Origin of the sequence: Pseudomonas sp. Irchel 3H3 (assembly GCF_900187635.1) — a bacterium.
Taxonomy (GTDB): Bacteria; Pseudomonadota; Gammaproteobacteria; order Pseudomonadales; family Pseudomonadaceae; genus Aquipseudomonas.
Window position 1 is genome coordinate 48,668 of the sequence record NZ_FYEC01000022.1, and the last position, 21,769, is coordinate 70,436.

The 21,769-nt window shown below is 60.9% G+C and carries 16 protein-coding genes; 13 read left to right on the forward strand and 3 right to left on the reverse strand.

Annotated elements, in window-relative coordinates; genetic code table 11:
- The first annotated feature begins 696 nt into the window (after positions 1-696).
- The gene (locus CKW24_RS20905) at positions 697-3,447 is read left to right on the forward strand and encodes a LuxR C-terminal-related transcriptional regulator (RefSeq protein WP_095170065.1); all 2,751 of its coding nucleotides are present in this window, start codon (positions 697-699) and stop codon (positions 3,445-3,447) included.
- Here the strand turns inward: CKW24_RS20905 and CKW24_RS20910 are convergent, their stop codons facing one another.
- Together CKW24_RS20910 and CKW24_RS20920 are read right to left on the reverse strand one after the other, a co-directional pair.
- Entirely contained in the window at positions 3,448-3,912 is a 465-nt protein-coding gene (locus CKW24_RS20910) for a PaaI family thioesterase (RefSeq protein WP_159987321.1), read from the reverse strand.
- Between the two features lie 140 nt (positions 3,913-4,052).
- Positions 4,053-5,201 (reverse strand): acyl-CoA dehydrogenase family protein, encoded by a 1,149-nt coding sequence (locus tag CKW24_RS20920; RefSeq protein WP_095170068.1) that lies wholly within the window; start codon positions 5,199-5,201, stop codon positions 4,053-4,055.
- 379 nt (positions 5,202-5,580) lie between these two features.
- Here CKW24_RS20920 and CKW24_RS20925 point away from each other — a divergent pair, with 379 nt between their 5' ends.
- The 9 genes from CKW24_RS20925 (at position 5,581) to CKW24_RS20965 (ending at position 16,021) form a co-directional block, all read left to right on the forward strand.
- Entirely contained in the window at positions 5,581-6,765 is a 1,185-nt protein-coding gene (locus CKW24_RS20925; protein WP_095170069.1) for a lipid-transfer protein, read from the forward strand.
- Positions 6,766-6,821: 56 nt separating this feature from the next.
- Positions 6,822-7,259 carry a MaoC family dehydratase N-terminal domain-containing protein gene (locus tag CKW24_RS20930; protein ID WP_095170070.1) on the forward strand — a complete coding sequence of 146 codons (438 nt, stop codon included), beginning with the start codon at positions 6,822-6,824 and terminating at the stop codon, positions 7,257-7,259.
- A 10-nt stretch (positions 7,260-7,269) separates the two neighbouring features.
- Positions 7,270-7,704 carry a MaoC family dehydratase gene (locus CKW24_RS20935; protein WP_095170071.1) on the forward strand — a complete coding sequence of 145 codons (435 nt, stop codon included), beginning with the start codon at positions 7,270-7,272 and terminating at the stop codon, positions 7,702-7,704.
- A gap of 33 nt (positions 7,705-7,737) precedes the next feature.
- Complete coding sequence (locus CKW24_RS20940) at positions 7,738-8,571, forward strand: SDR family NAD(P)-dependent oxidoreductase (protein WP_095170072.1); 834 nt, start codon at positions 7,738-7,740, stop codon at positions 8,569-8,571.
- A 97-nt stretch (positions 8,572-8,668) separates the two neighbouring features.
- The gene (locus CKW24_RS20945) at positions 8,669-9,811 is read left to right on the forward strand and encodes an acyl-CoA dehydrogenase family protein (RefSeq protein ID WP_095170073.1); all 1,143 of its coding nucleotides are present in this window, start codon (positions 8,669-8,671) and stop codon (positions 9,809-9,811) included.
- Between the two features lie 72 nt (positions 9,812-9,883).
- The gene (locus CKW24_RS20950; protein ID WP_095170074.1) at positions 9,884-11,446 is read left to right on the forward strand and encodes a long-chain-fatty-acid--CoA ligase; all 1,563 of its coding nucleotides are present in this window, start codon (positions 9,884-9,886) and stop codon (positions 11,444-11,446) included.
- Between the two features lie 88 nt (positions 11,447-11,534).
- Complete coding sequence (locus CKW24_RS20955) at positions 11,535-13,355, forward strand: DUF1302 domain-containing protein (protein ID WP_095170075.1); 1,821 nt, start codon at positions 11,535-11,537, stop codon at positions 13,353-13,355.
- Positions 13,356-13,380: 25 nt separating this feature from the next.
- On the forward strand, positions 13,381-14,748 hold the full coding sequence (locus CKW24_RS20960) for a DUF1329 domain-containing protein (protein WP_095170076.1): 1,368 nt from the start codon (positions 13,381-13,383) through the stop codon (positions 14,746-14,748).
- An 85-nt stretch (positions 14,749-14,833) separates the two neighbouring features.
- A complete protein-coding gene (locus CKW24_RS20965) occupies positions 14,834-16,021 on the forward strand; it encodes a lipid-transfer protein (protein ID WP_095170077.1) in 1,188 nt (395 codons plus the stop codon).
- A gap of 839 nt (positions 16,022-16,860) precedes the next feature.
- Here CKW24_RS20965 and CKW24_RS20970 read toward each other — a convergent pair.
- Positions 16,861-18,573, reverse strand: a complete 1,713-nt coding sequence (locus CKW24_RS20970; RefSeq protein ID WP_095170078.1) for a hypothetical protein — start codon at positions 18,571-18,573, stop codon at positions 16,861-16,863.
- 192 nt (positions 18,574-18,765) lie between these two features.
- Here CKW24_RS20970 and CKW24_RS20975 point away from each other — a divergent pair, with 192 nt between their 5' ends.
- The 3 genes from CKW24_RS20975 to CKW24_RS20985 all read left to right on the forward strand — a co-directional run bounded on the left by CKW24_RS20975 (position 18,766) and on the right by CKW24_RS20985 (position 21,759).
- Positions 18,766-19,881, forward strand: a complete 1,116-nt coding sequence (locus CKW24_RS20975; protein WP_095170079.1) for a CaiB/BaiF CoA-transferase family protein — start codon at positions 18,766-18,768, stop codon at positions 19,879-19,881.
- A gap of 53 nt (positions 19,882-19,934) precedes the next feature.
- Positions 19,935-20,798: an MBL fold metallo-hydrolase gene (locus CKW24_RS20980; protein ID WP_095170080.1), complete on the forward strand. Its 864-nt coding sequence runs from the start codon at positions 19,935-19,937 to the stop codon at positions 20,796-20,798.
- A gap of 133 nt (positions 20,799-20,931) precedes the next feature.
- Positions 20,932-21,759 carry a MaoC family dehydratase N-terminal domain-containing protein gene (locus tag CKW24_RS20985; RefSeq protein WP_095170096.1) on the forward strand — a complete coding sequence of 276 codons (828 nt, stop codon included), beginning with the start codon at positions 20,932-20,934 and terminating at the stop codon, positions 21,757-21,759.
- Positions 21,760-21,769: the final 10 nt, after the last annotated feature.

Genomic DNA, 21,769 nt, shown 5'->3' on the forward strand with positions numbered 1-21,769 from the left:
CGATCCTGGATAACTGCGGCGCGCCTGACTTTATTGCTAGCAGGTTCGCCACACAGTGAATCTGGCTGCCCGTAAATTTTGCGTACGGCCAGCACCCCTGTGAACTGGGCTTGCTCTGGATGGCGGTGTGTCAGGGACCATAAATGTTGGCTGTGCCGCCCCCATCGCGAGCAAGCTCGCTCCCACAGGGGAAACTCGTACACCAGGAAAAGCCAGGCCGACTGTCAGGCCGCCTCGCCCGCTTTTACCACTCAGGCCGACTGTCAGGTCGCCGTGCTCTTGCTTTTGATCTTGATCCACACGCCCATCGGCAGGCTGAGCGAAGGTATCCATCTGGGGGGAGGCGCGTAGCGCCGTGCGGCGAAGCCGCACACATCGAGAGGAGGTGCAGCGCAGCAAACCGGAGGCGATGCCCCCGGATGGATACCGTAGCGAAGGTACCCCGAGCCTAAGCGAGGGGCCGTACGCCTGGGGAAAGAGCCCTTGGTTACTTGGGGCTTTTCCAAGTGACCCGCCGTAAGGGCGGAACCATTACCCGCCACAACCCCACCAACGGATAAGCCCACAATCCCCAGATCAAAAGATCGCAGCCAACGCGCTGAAGCCCTACAATGCACTGCGAAATATCATGCAGTCGTGACACCGTCTGTCCCGCATCGTTTGTCGCCTGGCTCGCCATTCCGGAAGCGTTCTCCAATGTCGTTACCTCCTATCCAAGACACCGATCTTCGTTCCTCGATCGACGCCGATCAGTCGATTGCCGACACCAAGCTCGTCCCGCCACGCGGGGCTCGTCGGCTGGTGCCTCGCGAGGGGTTGATGGCGCGACTGCAGGACGTTCGGCGACAGCGCTGCGTGGTGATCCAGGGGCCGGCCGGCAGTGGCAAAACCAGCACCTTGCTGGCCTGGCGCCGGGAATTGCTGGCGATGAATTTCGAGGTCGCCTGGCTGTCACTGGCGGCCGAGGACGACGAAATCGGGCGCTTCTGCCATTGCCTGCAAGCCAGCCTGGCTGAAGTGGTGCCCGAGCAGGTTCGCGACGCAGGTGTGCTGCTCGGTCGCGACAATCAGCAAATGGCCGTGGAACACTGGGTCATCACCCTGGTTCAAGGCATCGCCCAGCACTCGCGTGAAGTGCTGCTGATGCTCGATGACATGCAGCACTTGCAGGCGCCGCGAATTATCCAGGCGTTGCAATGGTTGATCGACTACGCCCCCCCCAACCTGCACCTGGTGTTCGGCACGCGGATCGCCTTGCCGTTTCCGCTGGCACGCTTGCGGGCAAAAGACCAGGTCAGTGAATTCGATCTGCGCGACCTGCGCTTCACACGCGCCGAATCAGAACGCTTCCTCCAGGAGCACCTGGGCGCTATCGACGCCCGTGACGCCGCGACGCTGCATGAACTGACCGATGGCTGGGTCGCTGGTCTACAGCTGTTTGCGGTTGATCTCAAAGCCAAACAGATGACGCGCTTTGACCGGGTACAGATTCGCGATGCGGTCGGGTTTGCCGACTATTTCGAACGTGAAGTGCTGGTGCGCCTTGAGCCTGAAGATTTGCGCCTGCTCACCTGCGTCTCGATCTGTGAACGTTTCTGCGCCTCGTTGTGCGCAACCTTGCTCGGCCAGCCGCACGCCATCGCCGGCATGATGATCCAGCTGGCACGTCTCGATGCCGACAATCTGTTCATCACCCAGGTCAAGAGCCACGACCGCGAAACCTGGTATCGCCTGCACCCGCTGCTGGGCAGCGTATTGCGTGCGCGACTGGCGGCGCGACCGCAGCAGGAACAGGTCCTGCATGCCGTCGCACGAGGCTGGTTCACCGAGCATGAACACCTTGATGAAGCGGTACGTCACGCGGTGCGCGCGGGTGACTCCGAGGCCGCAGCGGATATCGTTGAAGCCTGCGCCTATGACCTGCTCGCCAAAGGCAACCTCAGCCAGATCTCCGGATTGCTCAAGGGCTTGCCGCCGGAGCAGACCGCCGAACGTTTCGGGCTGCAGATCGTCATGGCTCACCTGCAACTGTACTCGCGCAACTTCCAGGCACTGGACCAGACCCTGGAGCATCTGCAAGACCATCACGCAAAACTCGACCACAGGCAGCGTCACGCACTGACCGTGCTCAAGGGCAGTCAGGCGATCCATCAGGACGACACGAGCGCGATGCTGGCGATCTTGCCCGAACTGTTGGCAATCCCTGCCAATGCCGACGATTTTGCCTGGTCCGGACGCAGTAACACCCTGGCCTGGCTGTACATGTACCAGGGCGAGTTCGAGAAGGCCCGCGAGATTCTCGAGGGTGGCGAGCGCCTTGGTTCGCCGCGCCGCAGCCTGCTGGGGCGATGCATGAGCGGCATGAGCCTGGCCCTCGAAGGCCGCGCGACCCAGGCCGAGCATCTTTACCGTGAAGTGCTGGAAGAAGCTGAGAAGCACGGGGTGGCTTACCTCGTGGTCAGCACCATGGCCGCAGGTTTGCTCGGCACCGCATTGTATGAACAAGGCGATTTCGATGCTGCCTGCCTGTTACTTGAGCGGCGGATGAAGCTGCTGGAACAGGTGGCGATCCCCGACACGGTGTTGCAGTGCATGCAGACGCTGGCCATGGCGCACTGGCTGGCCGGGCGACAGACCGAAGCACTGAGCTGGCTCGATCGCCTGGAACAATACGCCAGCCGTTATGACCTGGACCGCTTGCTGGTCTGTGCGTTGCTGGTGCGCATGCGTTGGTTGCAATTGACGGCGGATGAGCCCGGCGCTGAAAGTGCACTGCAGCGGATCCTGCAAACGGCGCAGCATCAGAGTGAGCTGCAATCAGGCACACCACTGGAAGTGCGGATCATCGCCCGTCGGGCCGAGATTGAGCGGCACCTGCACCGCGCAGACTTCTCGTCGGCGGCTGAGCGCTTGCCGGACCTTATCGATGTCTCACAGAGCAACCGCCGTTGGCGTCGGGTCGTGGCCATGCGCGTGCAGATGGCCGTGATCGAACAGGGCAGGGGACGGCCAACCGAGGCCCGCGAGCAGCTTATCGAGGCGTTGCGCCAGGGACATCGACTTGGACTGGTTCGCAGCTTGCTGGATGCATGGCCAGGAGTGCCATCGATGCTTGAAGCGTTGATGGCCGAAAAGGTCCTGGATCCGGTGCTGACGTTTTACGCACAACGCCTGCTCGACATTGCCTGCGCCAGCGACGGCAACGACCAGCAGGCCCCTGCAGCAGGCACCGCAAACGTACTCAGCGTTCGCGAACTGGATGTGCTCAGCCTGGTAGCCCAGGCACTGCCGAACAAAAAGATCGCCCGGGTACTGAACCTGTCACCGGAAACGGTGAAATGGCACATGAAGAACATCTTCTACAAGCTGGGCGTCACCGGGCGTGACGAGGCCATCGCCAAAGTCCGCGACCTGGAACTGCAACTCCCTGGCAACCCGCAGCCTTGATCAGTCCTGGCGGCGCTTGCCGTGCAGGCTTGGGGTGTTGGCGATAAACGTCGCCTTGCCCCGGGCGACCAGACGCTCGCCATCGAGCAGGTCCAGGCTAGCGTGAGACAGCGAGCGTCCGACCCGATGTACCTGAACGTGGGCCTCGACCCAGGCACCGAGATTGGCCGGGCTCAAGTAGTCCATGCTCAGGTTGATGGTCGCTGGCGGCAGTTCGCTGGCTGAGGCCAGTCTCAGCGCCCGGCCGAATGCCGTGTCTGCCAGGGTAGCGAGGAAACCGCCGTGGGCAATGCCCAGCGGGTTGAGGTGCTCGGGGCGGATGCGTGCGGCCAGCACCGAGCGTTCTTCGTGGACATACAGGCCGGTGCAATGTACGACGAAACCGACGCGGCCCATTGGCAGGAAGCCGGCGGGTGGCCGGTCCTCGTGGGTGGCCGCTGCAAAGGGTTCGGGGATTGAGTTCATGGACATGTGCTCGTTTTCACAGGCGCAAAAAAAACCTGTGGGAGCGAGCTTGCTCGCGATAGCGGTGTGTCAGTCAACAGTAATGTCGAATGCGATTCCGTCATCGCGGGCAAGCCCGCTCCCACAGGGATTGGGGATAGTTACAGGGTGCGGGCAATCAGCTCTTTCATCACTTCGTTGGAGCCGCCATAGATGCGCATCGGTCGGGTGTTGACGTACAGGCGGGCGATCGGATACTCCATCATGTAGCCGTACCCGCCATGCAGTTGCAGGCATTCATCGATGATCTGGCAGGCTTGAGTCGAGGACCACCACTTGGCCATGGCGGCAGTGGTCGGGTCGAGTTCGTGCTTGACCATTTTGTCCAGGCAATCGAAGACAAATGTGCGCGCAATGGTCACGGTGGTTTGCATTTCCGCCAGTTTGAAACGAGTGTTCTGCATGTCCAGCAAGGGCTTGCCGAACAGCTTGCGGTCATTGGTGTACTTGATGGTCTCCTCGACCGCGCGCTCCATGGACCCCAGGGCGTTCATGGTGATGAACATGCGCTCTTCGGGCAATTGCTGCATCAGCTGGACGAAGCCCTTGCCTTCCTCCGGGCCAAGCAAATTGGCCACCGGCACGCGCACGTCATCAAAGAACAACTCCGAGGTGTCCTGGCCTTTCTGGCCGATCTTGTCGAGGATCCGACCACGCCGGAAGCCCGGAAGATCGTTGACCTCCAGCACGATGATCGACATGCCCTTGGCACCCAGGCTCGGATCGGTCTTGCACACCAGCAGTACCAGGTCGGCTTGGGATCCGTTGGTGATGAAGGTCTTGGAACCGTTGATCACGTATTGATCACCGTCACGGATGGCCTTGGTCTTGACGCTCTGCAAGTCGGTGCCTGCGCCCGGTTCGGTCATGGCGATGGCGGCAACCATTTCGCCTGTGGCCATCTTAGGCAGCCAACGCAGTTTCTGCTCTTCAGAGGCATAACGCAGGATGTAGTGAGCACAGATCGCGCTGTGCACATTGGTGCCCAGGCTGGTCGCGATCGCGCGGGCCAGCTCATAGCCAATGATTGCGTTATGGGCGTGGCTGCCGCCGCTGCCGCCGTACTCTTCAGGAATGGCGGGGCACAGCAAGCCCATTGCGCCAGCCTTCAGCCACGTCTCTCGGTCGACATGCTTCTGCTGCGCCCAGCGTTCCTCGTGGGGTACCAATTCTTCGGCGGCAAAACGGCGAACCGATTCCTGGAAGATCGCCAGGTCTTCAGTTAGCCACGCGGGTCTGTATTCGCTCATTTCAATCCTCGGTAGGTCAGGGGACAGGGACTCTTGCAATGCTGGGCGTAGTGCGGATTTTCAGCGAGAGCCGAAGGGATGATGCTGCGGAGTAGGTGCGGGATCGTTCGAAAGGATGCCGTGGGGGAGTACACCTGTTTGCCTTTGCTTTTCTGTGGGGGCGAGCTTGCTCGCTCCCACAAGGATTTGTGGCTGACCCCGCCTGACTACCTCGGCATTACTCCCTCCAATCGTTCCTTGGAACGCCTCCCACTACCTCCGCAACTTCATCCCTTCGACGGTCGAAGCGTGCCGATGGGCAAACCTAGGATGAATCCCACAAGAACCCGCCGGCCGGCAGGTACGACAACCGAACGTGTATGCCTAAGGAAATTCATCCATGAGTGAAAAAGTCGTCGTCGCCGGGGTCGGGATGATTCCCTTCTCCAAGCCGGGCAAAAGCCCCAGTTACACCGACATGGGCGCCGAAGCTGTACGCCTCGCGCTGAAGGACGCCGGCATCGGCTACGACAAGGTGCAAATGGCGTTCACCGGCTATGTCTACGGCGACTCCACTTGCGGGCAGACCGCCCTCTACGAAGTCGGCCGCACGGGCATCCCGATCGTCAACGTCAACAACAACTGCTCCACTGGTTCCACCGCCTTGTACCTGGCCCGCGCCGCAGTGCAGAGCGGCCAGGCCGAGTGTGTGCTGGCGCTGGGTTTCGAGCAGATGCAGGCCGGCGCCCTCAAATCGCATTGGGATGACCGTCCGCAGACCCGCGCCAGTGTGGTTCACGTGATGGAAGGCCTGACCCGCGACGTCGACCTGCCGCGCGCGCTGAAAACCTTCGGCGGTGCTGGTCGCGAACACATGCAGAAGTACGGCACCCGCATGGAAACCTTCGCCGCCATCCGCGCCAAGGCCAGCCGCCACGCTGCGAACAACCCACTGGCACTGTTCAAGAACGTCCTGACCACCGAGGACGTGATGAACGACCAGGTGCTGTGGCCGGGTGTGATGACTCGCCTGATGGCCTGCCCGCCGACTTGCGGTGCGGCGGCTGCAATTATCTGTTCGCCAGCCTTCGCCAAGAAGCATGGCCTGCGCAGTGACGTGGTGATTCTTGCCCAATCGATGGTCACCGACCCGGTCGAGTCGTTCGATCCGCCGTCGATGATTGCCTACGCCGGTTTCCACATGACCCAGCGCGCCGCGCAATTGGTCTACGAGCAGGCGGGCGTCGGTCCGCAGGACGTTCGCGCGGTAGAACTGCACGACTGCTTCGCCCACAACGAATTGCTCACCTACGAAGGCCTGGGCTTGTGCGGTGTCGGCGGCGGCGAGCAGTTCGTACTCGATGGTGACAACACCTACGGCGGTCAGGTGGTGACCAATCCGTCCGGCGGCCTGCTTTCCAAGGGCCACCCATTGGGCGCCACCGGTCTGGCGCAGTGCTACGAGCTGACCCAGCAACTGCGCGGCACCGCCGACAAGCGCCAGGTCGAAGGCCTGAACATCGCCCTGCAACACAACCTCGGCCTGGGCGGCGCCTGCGTAGTCACGATGTACGGGCGCAACTGAGTCTTTCCAAGCGCGTGCCTGGAACGGCACGCATAACAACAAGAGGAGTGAGGCAAATGGCAGACAAGAGTCTGATCGGGCACAAGCTCGATAAATTCAGCGTCGATGTGGAGAAGGGCCGTTTGCGCTTCTTCGCCAAGGCAATCGGCGAGACCGACCCGGTCTACACCAACGAAGCGGCTGCTGTTGCCGCTGGCCACAAAACCCTGCCGGTGCCACCGACGTTTCTCAAGTGCCTGGAAGGTGAAGGTCGTGACTTGACCACGTTCCTGAAACTGGTCGATTTCGACCTCGGCCGGATCCTGCACGCCGAACAATCCTTCGTCTATCACGCCATGGCCTACGCCGGTGACGTGCTGACGTTCGATGCCGCCATCACCGATGTCTACGAGAAAAAGGGCGGGGCCCTGCAATTCGTGGTCATGGAATCGCGTGTGACCAACCAGGACGGCGTGCACATCGCCGATGTCCGCTCGTCCCTCGTACAGCGCTGAGGAAATCTCGATGACGCTCTCCAACACCACCCACGCGCAGTTCTCCGATATCCAGGTCGGCGATGAGATCCCGTTGTTGAAGCTGCAACCGGTCAACCGCACCACCCTGGCGCTGTACTGCGGCGCTTCGGGCGACCACAACCCGATCCATATCGACATCGATTTCGCTCGCAAGTCGCGCATGCCCGACGTGTTTGCCCACGGCATGTTGTCCGCCGCCTACCTCGGTCGCCTGTTGACCCAATGGGTGCCGCAGCAACAAGTGCGCAGCCTGTCGATCCGTTTTACCGGCATCACCCAACTGGGGCATATCCCGACCTGTACCGGAACCATCACCGAAAAGTTCGAAGAACACGGTGAGAAACGCGTGCGCCTGGCGATTCGTTGCGCCAACCAGTACGGCGAAGAAAAGCTGGCAGGCGAAGCCGTCGTGGCCCTGGCCTAACCCCAAAACCTTTATTTCACAGGAAAAACAACAATGAAAAAGCTTGAAGGCAAAGTAGCTCTGGTGACCGGTTCCGGTCGTGGCATCGGTCGTGAAGTCGCCCTGCAGCTGGCAGCCTACGGCGCCAAGATCGTGGTCAACGACCTGGACGCCGAGCCGGCTGAGGCCGTGGTTAGCGAGATCCGTGCCGCCGGCGGTGAAGCCGTGGCTTGCGTCGGTAGCGTGACCGCCGCTGATTTTGCCGATCGTTTCGTGCAGACCGCCGTCAAGAACTATGGCGCGATCGACATCATCATCAACAACGCCGGTTTCACCTGGGACAACGTGATCCAGAAGATGAGCGACGAGCAATGGTACGCGGTCATCGACTGCCACCTGACCGCGCCATTCCGCATCCTGCGTGCCGCGCAACCCGTGATCAGTGCCCTGGCCAAGAAAGAGGCCGCCGAAGGCCGCGAAGTACTGCGCAAAGTGGTGAACATTTCCTCCGGCGCCGCTGGCGGCAACGTCGGCCAGTCCAACTATTCCTCGGGCAAGTCGGGGATCCTGGGCCTGACCAAGACCCTGTCCAAGGAGTGGGGCCGTCTGAAGGTCAACGTCAACGCCGTGGCTTTCGGCCTGATCGACACTCGCTTGACCCAGGCCCTGGCCGGTGATGACAGCAAGACCGTGAACATCGAAGGTCGCGAAATCAAGGTCGGCGTGCAACAGGCACGCCTTGATGGTGTCGCTGCCACCATCCCGTTGGGCCGTGTGGGCAAGCCAGAAGAAGCCGCGGGTGCGGTGGTGATGTTCTGCCTGCCGGAATCCAACTTCTGTTCCGGCCAGGTCATCTATTGCGGCGGCGGTCCAGGTTCCAACTTCTAAGGTCGTTGCGGTTTCTGCCCTGAAACGCAGGGCCAATGCGTTGTCGCGCCTGTTGACCCTCGTCGGTCGACAGGCCCCAGAACCCGAGGAATCTTTAATGTTGGAAAACTATCGCTCACCCTGGATGACCGAAGACCTGGAACCGTTCAATGACATGGTCCTGCGCTTCGCCAAGGAATACATGGAGCCCAATGAGCTGAAATGGCGTGAGCAGCACTATGCCGATCGCTCTGCCTGGCTCAAGGCTGGCGAGCTGGGCTTGATCCTGCCTGATGTATCAGAAGAGTACGGCGGCGCCGGTGGCAGCATCGGCCACTACGTGTGCGTGATCAACGCCATGAACGCCAATGGCAGCGGCCTGGGACTGGGCCTGAGCCATATCGTCGCGCACTACATCCTTGAGTCCGGCACCGAAGCGCAGAAGAAGCATTGGCTGCCGAAGATCGGTTCCGGCGAAATCATCTGTGCCATCGCCATGACCGAACCCGGTGCCGGTTCCGACCTGCAATCGGTGCGCACCCGCGCGGTGAAGCAGGGCGACAAGTACGTGATCAACGGCGCCAAGACCTTCATCAGTAACGGCCAGACCAGTGACATGGTGCTGGTGATCGCCAAGACCGACATCAGTCAGGGCGCCAAAGGCGTTTCGCTGTTCATGGTCGATACCAATACTCCGGGTTTCCGTCGCGGCAAACTGCTGAGCAAAGTCGGCATGCACGCCCAGGACACCTCGGAAATGTTCTTCGACGACGTCCAAGTGCCGGCTGACTGCCTGCTCGGTGAAGTGGAGGGGCAGGGGTTCTACACCCTGATGAGCCAGCTGCCGTACGAGCGGGCGCAAATCGGTGTCGGCGCCGTAGCGGTGATGGAGCGCGCGCTGCGCCTGACCGTGGAGTACACCAAGGAGCGCAAGGCGTTCGGCAAACCGGTGATCGAATTCCAGAACAGCCGCTTCGTGTTGGCCGATGTGAAAGCAACCGTGCTCGCGTCACGGACCTTTGTCGACCTGATCATCCAACGCTGGATCGACGGCACCCTCGATACCACGCTGGCCTCGATGGGCAAGTTCTGGCTGACCGAACGCCAGGGCGAGGTGCTCGACCGCTGTCTGCAGCTGTTCGGCGGCTACGGCTACATGAACGAATACCCGATTGGCCGCATGTGGGCCGATGCCCGGGTGGCGCGCATTTACGGCGGTTCCAACGAGATTCAGCGCGAAGTCGTTGCGCGGTCGCTGTAACCGGCGAGCCAGCGTACCAGGCGTCGACATTTCCAAATCGATTGAATAATAAAAAAGCAATTTGGAGTTTTCATGTACATCACTCAAGGGCTGCACCGTCATCTGCAGCAACGTCCCAATGCCGTGGCGATCCGCTCCCAGGGCCGCAGCATAACCTACGCCGAGTTTGGTGACCGCGTGGCGCGCCTGGCCAGTGCGCTCAAAGGCCTGGGGGTCGCCAGCGGCGATCGCGTGGCGATGCTGTCGTTCAACTCGCAACGGTTCATCGAGTATTACCAGGCTGTGCCGTGGGCTGATGCCGTGGTCAACCCGGTGAACTTTCGCTGGAGTGCAGCGGAGATCATCTACTCGCTGAACGACTCGGAAACCAGCGTGCTGATCGTCGACGATCACCACAAAACCCTGGGCGCCCAGGTGCAGGCACAAGCGAAAACCGTGCGCGTGGTGATCTACGCCGGTGACGGCGAGACCCCGGCAGGAATGCTCAACTATGAAACGCTGATCGAGATCAGCGAGCCGGTGGAAGATGCCCGCCGCAGCGGTGACGCCTTGCTCGGTATTTTCTACACCGGCGGCACCACGGGCGATCCCAAGGGTGTGATGCTCAGCCATAACAACGTCGCATTCTCGGCGTTGAACTCCCTGACGATGGGACGCTGCCAAAAAGGCGCAGTTTTCCTGCACGCGATGCCGATGTTCCACCTCGCCGATTTTGCGGCGATGTCAGCACTGTTCATCTCTGGAGGCACCCACGCGGTGCTGCAGACGTTCTCTGCGCAGGGGGTTCTGCAAGCCATCGAGCGCGAGAAAGCCGATGAAATCCTGCTGGCACCGACGATGATTCAAATGCTGCTGGACTGGCACCAGGAGCACGGACAGGCACTTGATGTCAGTTCCTTGAAACGCATCGTCTATGGGGCGTCGACGATCACCCCGGCCTTGCTTGACCGCGCCTGCAAAGTGTTCACCGGTGCTGAATTCTCCCAGGGCTACGGCATGACCGAATTGTCACCGGCCGCCGCAATCCTCGACACCGAGTACCACAGCGCCGAGCACCAGGCCAGCGGCAAGATGTATTCGGCGGGCCTGCCAGTGCTCTGTGTAGAAATCCGCATCGTCGATACCAACGACAACGAAGTGCCGCGCGGTACGGTCGGCGAAATCATCGTGCGTGGCCCGAACGTGATGCTCGGTTACTGGAAGAAACCCGAAGCCACCGCCGAAGCGTTGCGTGGCGGCTGGATGCACACCGGTGACGGCGGCTACATGGACGAGGACGGTTTCATCTACGTCTGCGACCGTCTCAAGGACATGGTGGTCAGCGGCGGCGAGAACGTTTACTGCGGTGAAGTTGAAGCAGCCATCGGCAGTCATCCTGCTGTGGCGCAAAGCGCGGTAATCGGAATTCCGAGCACCAAGTGGGGCGAGACGGTGCATGCGGTGATCATTCTCAAGCCCGGTGTCCACGCCAGCCAGGAACAGATCATCGCCCACTGCCGCGAGCGGATCGCTGGCTACAAGGTGCCGCGCAGCGTCGAGTTCCGCGAGACGTTGCCGCTGACCAGTGTTGGCAAGGTGCTCAAGACCGAGCTACGCAAGCCGTTCTGGGATAACCGGCAGCGCGGCATCGCCTGATCGACTCTCGCTACCTACAACACCTCAATAAAAGCCGCCCGCTAGTAGGTGGCTAGATCTCCCTACGCCAATGCACCGGAGAAAACGCATGAGCATTTCGAAAATGCGTGGAGTTTGCTATCCACACCTGCTGGCAGTCGCCGTCGCTGCAACCATTGCCCCAGAGGCCTTTGCCAAGGATTTCAGCATCGGTGAGATCGAGGGCAGCTTCGACTCGTCACTGTCCGTTGGCGCCAGTTGGGCGGTTCGCGGACCTGACCCCGATTTCATTTCCAACTTTAATTCGCAAGGCACCAGGGGCAACGCGTCAGCACGCACCAACGATGACAATCGCTTGAACTTCAAGAAGGGCGAGACCTTCTCGAAGATCTTCAAGGGTGTGCATGACCTGGAACTGAAATATGGCGACAGCGGCGCCTTCGTGCGTGGCAAGTACTGGTATGACTTTGAGCTGATGGACGAGAGCCGTCCGTTCTATGACATCGACGATCATGGCCGCCAGCGTGCCGCCAAGTCGTCGGGGGCGATGTTTCTCGACAGCTTTGTCTATCACAACTACACCCTCGACGATTTGCAGGGCAACGTGCGCCTGGGCAAGCAGGTGGTGAGTTGGGGCGAAAGCACCTTCATCGGCAACTCGATCAACAGCATCAACCCGATCGACGTCGCTGCTTTGCGCCGCCCGGGGGCCGAGGTCAAGGAAGGCTTGATCCCGGTGAACATGCTCTATGTATCCCAGGGACTGACTGAGAACGTTACCGCCGAAGCCTTCTACCAGATCGAATGGGCGCCCTCGGTGATCGACAACTGCGGCACCTTTTTCGGCAATGATGTGACGCCTGAAGGCTGTAATGACCGCGCCGTGCTGGCTGGCCTCGATCTGCCGCCCGGTGTGGCCAACAACACCGGCGCACCTGGACTGTTCGACGATGCCTACATTCCGCGCACCAAGACCCAGGATGCCCGCGACAGCGGCCAGTTCGGCCTGGCCCTGCGCTGGTTTGCCGCCGAACTGAACGACACCGAGTTCGGTGCCTATGTCATGAACTACCACAGCCGCAATCCCAGCCTGAGTTTCACCCGCGCTACCAGCAGCGCCAACGCGGTAGCGGCGATTCGCAGCGCTAGCTACAACGTGGTCTATCCCGAGGATGTGCGCCTGTATGGCCTGAGCTTCGCGACCAACGTAATGGGCACGTCGCTGGGGGGCGAGGTGAGTTTCCGGCCGAACATGCCGCTGAACCTCAACGGCGCCGACATCAACCTGGCGGCCGTGGGCAACGCGTCTTCGCCGCTGTTCATCAGTGGCCAGTCCTCCAATGTCGCCGGGGCCAGTGTCGACGGCTACAAACGCATGCCCGTGCTGCAAGCGCAGATGAGCGCTACGCAATTCTTCGACCAGATCCTTGGCTCCTCGCGCCTGACGCTGGTAGGCGAGGTGGGCTACAACCACATCAATGGCCTGGGCGCCAGTGATGGTACTGAAGAGCGTTTTGGCCGTAACACTGTGTTCGGCGCCGGGCAACTGGTCAACCAGGCTGTCTGCGTCGGGCAGAACACGCCGGTGCCAGGTCAGCCCGGCGCCACCCGCCCAAGCAACCCGCAGCAGGAATGCAACAGCCATGGGTTCTACACCAGCGACTCCTGGGGCTATCGCCTGCGCGGCAAGCTGGATTACCCCAACGTGATTGCCGGTATCAACCTCTCGCCCAACCTGGCCTGGTCCCATGACGTCGACGGCGTAGGGCCCAACTTCGAGGAGGGCAACAAGGCCATCAGCCTCGGGCTCGATGCCGACTACTTGAACACCTACACCGCAAGCCTCAGTTACACCGACTACTTCGGCGGAAAGTGGAATACCAACACTGATCGCGACTATGTCGCCCTCAGCTTCGGCGTGAACTTCTGACACTGATCAGACGGAGATAATAAAAATGCAATCCAGCACTCTGATGAAAGCCTGCACCTTGACCCTCAGCCTGATCGCTTCCAGCGTCATGGCGGCCGTTTCCCCACAGGAAGCCGCACAATTGGGCACCACACTGACTCCCCTTGGCGGCGAGAAAGCCGGCAATGCCAGCGGCACCATTCCCGCCTGGACCGGTGGCCTGAAGCCCGACGCCGCGCCGATGACCAATGACTTTCTCGGCAACCCCTTCGAAGGGGAAAAACCGCAGTTCGTGATCACCGCCGCCAACGCCGCGCAGTACAAGGACAAGCTGACGGCCGGGCAACAGGCGATGTTCCAGCGCTATCCCGACACCTACAAGATTCCGGTGTACAAAACCCAGCGCACCGCCTCGGCGCCGCAAGAGGTGTACGACGCGGCGAAGAAAAGCGCGGTGACCACCGAGTCGACCAACGATGGCTACTCGTTGAAGAACTTCGAGCAGTCCCATTACTACGCATTCCCGATTCCCAAGACGGGCCTTGAAGTGGTGTGGAACCACCTGACCCGTTCTCGCGGCAACAACTACATCAGTCGTCAGATGCAGGCCACGCCACAGGTCAACGGTGACTACACCCCGGTGCAAATTGAGTTTGCCACGGGGCTGCCGTGGAAAATGAGCGACGCCAAGCCCGAGGACAGCGCCAACATCCTGTTCTACACCAAGCAAACCGTAACCGCGCCGTCGCGTCTGGCCGGTGGTGTGCTGCTGATCCATGAAACCCTCGACCAGATCAAGGAACCGCGCATGGCCTGGGCCTACAACGCCGGCCAACGCCGCGTGCGGCGTGCACCGCAAGTGGCCTATGACGGTCCGGGGACTGCGGCGGATGGCATGCGTGTGGCCGATAACGCCGACATGTACAACGGTGCGCCGGATCGCTACGACTGGAAGCTGATCGGCAAAAAAGAAGTCTACGTGCCCTACAACAACTACCTGCTGCAATCGCCGAAGTTGAAGTACGCGGACATCGTCAAGCCCGGCCACATCAACCAGGACCTGACCCGCTATGAGCTGCACCGCGTTTGGGAAGTGGAGGGCACCCTCAAGCCTGGCCAGCGCCACATTTACGCCAAGCGTCGCATGTACTTCGACGAAGACACTTGGGCGGCGGTTGAAATCGACCAGTACGACGGTCGCGGTGCGCTGTGGCGTGTGAGCGAAGGGTATCTGGTCAACGATTACAAGCAGGGCGTCGCGGTGTACGCCGCGATGGGCGTCTATGACTTGCTGGCCGGTCGGTACCTGGTGTCGAACCTGGGCAACGAGAACAAGCGCGGTCCCGACTACGCCTACCAGCCGTCCATGAACGACTTCACCCCGGCAGCACTGCGCAACGCCGGCATCCGCTAAGCCATTCAGGCCCATCGCTGTTCGTCCTCGCAAGAGGGCGAACGACTGCCCCCTGAGTCACTTTCACTGAATCTGGAGAAGAGTAATGTCGCAAAAACCTTATGTTGTCGGCGTTGGCATGATCCCGTTTGTCAAACCCGGTACCAGCGGTACTTACATTGAAATGGGCTCGCAGGCGATTCGCCTTGCCTTGCAGGATTCCGGTGTGGATTACCGATTGGTCCAGCAAGCCTATGCGGGTTACGTTTACGGCGATTCCACCAGTGGCCAGGCCGCCCTCTATGAAGTAGGTATGAGTGGCATCCCGGTAATCAACGTCAACAACAACTGCGCCACCGGCTCCAGCGCCTTGTTCCTCGCACGGCAGGCAGTGGAAAGCGGTGCAGTCGAATGCGCCCTGGCATTTGGCTTCGAGCAGATGCAACCCGGTGCCCTGAAAGGCAATTGGGACGACCGCCCACGAGCGACCACTCACATGACCCAGTCGGTCATCGATGAGCTGACCGCTGACGTGGAAATCCCCAGTGCCCTGCGGATGTTCGGCGGCGCCGGGCGCGAGCACATGCAAAAGTACGGCACGCAAATGAGCACCTTTGCGGCAATTCGCGCCAAGGCCAGTCGCCATGCCGCCAACAACCCGCTGGCGCTGTTCCGCAAAGTGGTGACCACTGAAGACGTGATGAACGACATGGTGATGTGGCCGGGGGTGATGACTCGCCTGATGGCCTGCCCACCGACTTGCGGTGCGGCGGCGGCAATCATCTGCAGCGAAGCCTTTGCCAAGAAACACAACCTGCGCACTGACGTGGTGATCCTTGCCCAGTCGATGACCACCGACAAGCCGGTGTGCTTTGAATCGCGATCGATGATCGAGGTAGTGGGTTTCGACATGGCGCAACGTGCGGCCAAGGAAGTGTACGAGAAGTCCGGCGTGGATCCGCTGGATATCCGTGTTGCCGAGATGCATGACTGCTTCGCCCACAACGAGCTGCTGACCTACGAATCCCTGGGCCTGTGCGATGTCGGCGGCGCCGAGAAGTTTGTGCTCGCTGGCGCCAACACTTACGGCGGCCAGGTGGTTACCAACCCGTCTGGCGGGCTGCTGTCCAAAGGGCATCCGCTGGGTGCGACTGGCCTGGCGCAATGCTATGAATTGACCCAGCAGTTGCGCGGTCATGCGGACAAACGCCAGGTCGAAGGTGTGAATGTCGCATTGGCGCACAACCTTGGGTTGGGTGGTGCTTGTGTTGTGACGCTGTACGGTCGCGCTTGATTTGTCCGCCGGGGCATTCTTGAAGGAGTGCGCCGGCGACTGAGCGTTGTCCTTTTTGCCGGGCATTAGGCCTAGTGCCCGGTTTTTTATTGGCCATTTTGCAGCGGGTACTGCCATTTGTGGGAGCTAGCCTGCTAGCGATGAGGCCGGTCAATTCAACATCGATAGTGCCTGACATACCGCTATCGCTGGCAAGCCAGCTCCCACAGGTTGAGTGGGTGTACCCAAAATCTGCGAACACCCAGAACCACTGTGAGAGCAGCTAGCCTGCTAGCGATAGCACCGGTCAATTCAACATCGATAGTGCCTGACATACCGCTATCGCTGGCAAGCCAGCTCCCACAGGTTGAGTGGGTGTACCCAAAATCTGTGAACACCCAGAACCACTGTGGGAGCGGGCTTGCCCGCGATGGGGCCGGCAAAGCCAACATCGATAGTGCCTGACATACCGCTATCGCTGGCAAGCCAGCTCCCACAGGTTGAGTGGGTGTACCCAAAATCTGTGAACACCCAGAACCACTGTGAGAGCGGGCTTGCCCGCGATGGGGCCGGCAAAGCCAACTTCGATGGTGCCTGACATACCGCTATCGCTGGCAGGCCAGCTCCCACAGGTTGAGTGGGTGTACCCAAAATCTGTGAACACCCAGAACCACTGTGGGAGCGGGCCGGGCGGCGCTCCGCTTGCCCGCGATGAGGTCGGCACAGCCAACATCGATGTAGCAGTCATAGAAAACGCCGGCCTTCAACGAAGGCCGGCGTACTTGACGATGCTCTCAAATGCGCGCGTATACCCAGGGAATACGCGTCATCGTTGGCGTTTTTCGCGAGCAGGCTTGCGCCTACTGTTTGGCAACCTGGTCGACTTTCTGCATGCGGTTGGTGTCCATCAACACCATGCCGAAGGCCATGCCGTACATGATCCGGCCTTGTTTATCGACTTTCAGTGGCGCGTACATGCCGTTGAAGATCGGGTCGCTGCCGGTGGCGATTTCCAGGACGGTCTTGCCGGTATCGAGGTCCATGCCGAGGTGGAAGCCTTCGCCCAGGCGGTCAGAGTAGAAGCCGTTGATCAGTGCCATGCGGCTGCCACCGCTGATCATTGGCACGATCGAAATCGAGCCGACATCGTTACGCGTCCACAGAGTACTCCACTGGTCCTTGGCGTTGTCCCACTTGAACATGGCCACGCCACTGGGCGCCGGACGGGTCATGCCGTTGAGCATGGTCACGTAGTAGCCGGACTTGGACAGCACCGGTTTTTCCACGGCCGGAATGTTGTTGACCACAAAGGCGTGGCCGTCGTACACCGCGACCGATTGTTCCGATTGCACGGTAGTAATGTCTGCCCCCAGGTCGACTTCACGCTGATCGGCAACGCGCGGCGACGAGGTGCCGGGTTTTTGCTTCCAGCCAGCCGGGATCTGGTCGCGCCACATGGCGACCAGGTTCATCTTTTTCGCGCCGTCGGTGAACACCACCAGCTTGTCTTCATCCGGGCCGTAACCCATCAGGGTAGGGGTGGCGCCGGTGCCGTCGGCGATCTTGATCGAAGTGAAGCGCGGTCCGCGCTCGTAAGGCGCTTTCCACGCACCGCTGGCTTCGTCGGCGTGGATCTTGCCCTGTTTGTCGACCACCAGGCGATACATGTTCTGGTTGGACGCCACGTAAACCGCGCCACCATCGACTTCCGGGCCGGTGGCGAAGGAGTTGAGGAACAGCTCATCGCTACCTTCCACGCGGTAGCTGTCGATCAGTTTCAGGGTGGTGCGATCAAGGGTGGCTACGGTGCCGCCCATGGTGTTGACCACCAGGAAGCCGTTCGGCGTCATGCCCATGCCGAAAGTCGTGTCCACCGGGATATTCATCCCGCGCTTGGTCTTCTCGTTATCGAACAAGGCGTCGGGCAGTTGCACTTCCTGGGTGAGCTTCATGCCCGACTGCGGGTCTTTGTGGTCATTCTGGTCGATGCGGAATACCCGACGGGCGCTGGCGCCGATAAACGCGTCCTCGCGGGTCAGCAATGAGTAGATGGCCCCACCGAGGAGTTGATCGGCGGTGGCGGTCAGCATGCGGTTGGGTTGCGCGCTCATGTAGTCGAGCAAGCCCTTTTCGTCCTTGGCTTCAAGGAACTTGCGGGTCTCGGCGGCCTGCTGCAAGCGCTGTTGCGGGGTGATCGGCTGGTAGTTGGGCAGTTTGACCGGCAGGTCGACGCGGGCCACTTCAGTGAGTTTGAAGTCGTCCTCGATCTTCACCTTGCGCAGCGAAAAACCGGCCCAGAACCAGTACAGGTCAGTGTCGCCAACCTTGTCGGTGTACTGCATCAGGCTCGCCGATTCATTGGGCAATACGCGGTAGGCGTCCGGCGTGATCTTGAAGGTGCCGCGTGGTACGGCAATATCGGTGCTGTCCGAGGCGCCGTCGTTCCAGTGTGTCTGGTTGTTGTAGGACTGTGCCAGATACGGGTTGACCGGCGCGCTCTGGCCGGCCATTGCCAATACCGGGACAGTCATGCAGGTGGCCAGAAGCGCCCAATGAGAACGTAGAGCAAACATGTCGTCTTCCTTTGTCTTGTTGTTATTGCCAGCGGAGGAAGGCCGAGAGTAGCGACGCCTACTTGTACCTGTAGCCACCCATGCCGGGGGGGATGTTCGATAGGGGGGCTCTGTTAGCGTATTGGTGACGTTATTGGCCAATCACGGGCGTTCGATGCCCGGTTGTCAGGTCCCGACAAATAAGGAAAAAACATGCTGTCAGGTATCAAAGTCGTAGAAATCTGTGGCATCGGCCCGGGGCCGTTCTGTGCCATGCACCTGGCCGATCTGGGCGCGGAGGTGATCGCTGTCGAGCGTGCGGAATCCGTCTCGATCACTGGCGAAGCCAACGCGCCGGCCAACCCACTGAACCGTGGCAAGCGCTCGGTGGTGGCTGACCTGAAAAGCCCTGAAGGGCGCGCAGCGGTGCTGAAACTTATCGAGAGCGCTGACGTTTTGATCGAGGGCATGCGCCCCGGCGTCATGGAACGTCTTGGCCTTGGTCCGCAAGAGTGCCAGGCACGCAACCCGCGGCTGGTTTATGGGCGCATGACCGGCTGGGGCCAGAACGGCCCGATGGCCAGCGCCGCCGGTCACGATAACAATTACATCGCGTTGTCCGGTGCGCTGTACCACAGCGGTACCGCTGGAGAAGCGCCTTCATCGCCGATCACCCTGATCGGTGACATCGGCGGCGGCGCGCTGTACCTGGCGGTCGGTGTATTGGCCGGAGTCCTCAAGGCCCGGCAGACCGGCAAGGGCACGGTGGTCGACGCCGCCATCGTCGATGGCTCGGCGCACATGATGCAGTTGATGATGTCGCTGTCGCGGCGCGGCTTGCTCCAGGAGCAGCGCGGCAAGAGCGTTCACGATGGCTCGCACTTCTATGCGACTTATCGCTGCGCCGACGACCAATATGTCGCGCTGGGCTCGATGGAGCCACAGTTCTACGCGCTGTTGTTGCAAAAACTCGGCCTGCAGGATGATCCGCGCTTCGCCAAGCAGTGGGATGTGAAACGTTGGGACGAACTGCGCGGCTTGCTGGCCGAGACATTTGCCAGCCAGCCACGCGCCCACTGGTGTCACCTGCTCGAGGGCAGCGATGTGTGCTTTGCCCCGGTGTTGAGCCCACGTGAAGCCGCGCAGCATCCACACATGGTGGAGCGGGGCGTGTACTTCGAGCGCGACGGCATGCTGCAAGCCAGCCCTGCGCCGCGCTTCGATGGCCAGGTCGCGACACCGGGGGCGATTCCGACTCGCGGCGCGCACACGGCCCAGGTCATGGCCGGCCTTGAGGGCGACGACCTCGCGGCTGTCTGGCGCTCGTAAGCATTGGTGCAAAGAAGTCTCGATCGACGTCCTCACGCAAGGTACAACACTCAATGAACCGTCGCATTTGCGCATTGGACGGCCCGGGTCGCAGGCTCGATGGCGGGGTGATGTTCGGCAATACTCCGCGCTCGCGCTGGGCCGACTGGGTCCGCCCCGACCACGACAACCAGATCCGCCTCGCCTCACGTGCCTTGCTGGTGCAAGAGAACGGCAACAACATTCTGGTGCTGGCTGGCAGTGAAGCACTGCTGGCACCGTTACCCAGAACGTGTCGCTGCCAACAACACCCCAAGGGCCTGCTCGATTCGCTGGCCCAGCATGGCTTGGGCGAGGCCGATATCGATGTCGTGATGTTGGTTCACCTGCACGCCCGGCTATCATCCCAGTTGCTGAGCGCCATCGAGGACGGCGACATGCCGCGACTGTTGTTCCCGAACGCCCGCTACCTGGTGGGTGAGCGTCATTGGGAGCGTGCCCGTCGGCCACATCCTCGAGACCGCGCACTGTTCATCTCGCCACTGCTTCACCGACTGGAAGACAGCGCTCGCCTGACGTTGCTCAATGGCGTCGACAGTGACCTGCTTGGCAGTGGCTGGCAGTTTCACCTCAGTGATGGTTTCACCCCCGGGCAACTGCTGCCGGAAATCGCTATGCCGGGTGGGCCGGTGCTGTTCGCGGGTGACTTGATCCCCGGTAGCCATTGGCTGGAACTGGCGGTCACTAGCGGCTATGACCGCAACCCCGAATGCCTGATCGGCGAGAAAGAGCGCTTGCTCGATCACCTCGTCAGCCAGCGTGGGCGGATTTTTTTCAGTCGCGATCCGGACGTGGCGATGGCCAAGGTCATGCGCGACAGGCAGTCGCGTTACCTGGCTTTCGACCTGTATTGCACGCTCAGCCAATTCGAAAGCTGAGTACCCGTCTATCCCGTAGCCGTTTCAACGACGGCTTGTCGTACCCCCCCCCGAGCAGGGGAGTTCTGCGCGACGCACGAACATCCGAGCATAGGGCATACGCGCCCTGACAGGATTTTTGTGCATGAACTCCATGACCGACTCCCCCTATGCCGCCTTGATCGGGCGCAGCGAACAGACGACTGAGCATCTGAGCGTCAGCCTGGTCAAGCGCATCGCTGCAACGTTGGGCGAAAAACCTCCTGCTGCGGGCCAAGCATTGCCGGCGCTGTGGCATTGGGCATTCTTTCAACCTGCGGTAGATGAGGCTGGTCTTGGTGACGACGGCCATCCGGCCCGGGGTGGAATCCTGCCGCCTGCGCAGAATCGCAACCGAATGTGGGCGGGCGGACGCGTGGAGTTTGTGCAACCACTGCGCGTCGGCGCTGAAGCCACCCGTATCACGACCGTATTGAAGGTCGAGGAAAAGACCGGACGCAGCGGCTCGCTGCTGTTCGCAACCCTGCGTCATGACTACATGCAGGACGGGCAACTGGCGATTCGCGAGGAGCAGGACATTGTCTACCGCGATCCGACCCCACCCAAACTCGACAGTGGCGAAGCGTTGCCCCTGGCGGGTTGGCAGGAGTCGGTCACGCCCACGCCGACCTTGTTGTTTCGCTACAGCGCCGTGACGTTCAACGGCCATCGCATCCACTACGACTGGCCTTATGTCACGGAAACCGAAGGCTACCCCAGCCTGGTGGTGCAAGGACCTCTGATCGCCACACTCAACCTGCGCGCCTTTTGCCGGGCCAATCCGCAGGCAAATATCCGTCGCTTTGAATATCGCGGCATCCGACCGCTGATTTCGCCGCAACCCTTCATCGTTGGCGGGCGTCTCTACGCGCCCGGCAAAGCTGAACTGTGGGCCGGCAACGAGGCCGGAATAGCCCAACGCGCCGAACTGACTTTCGACTGATGGGTTGCTT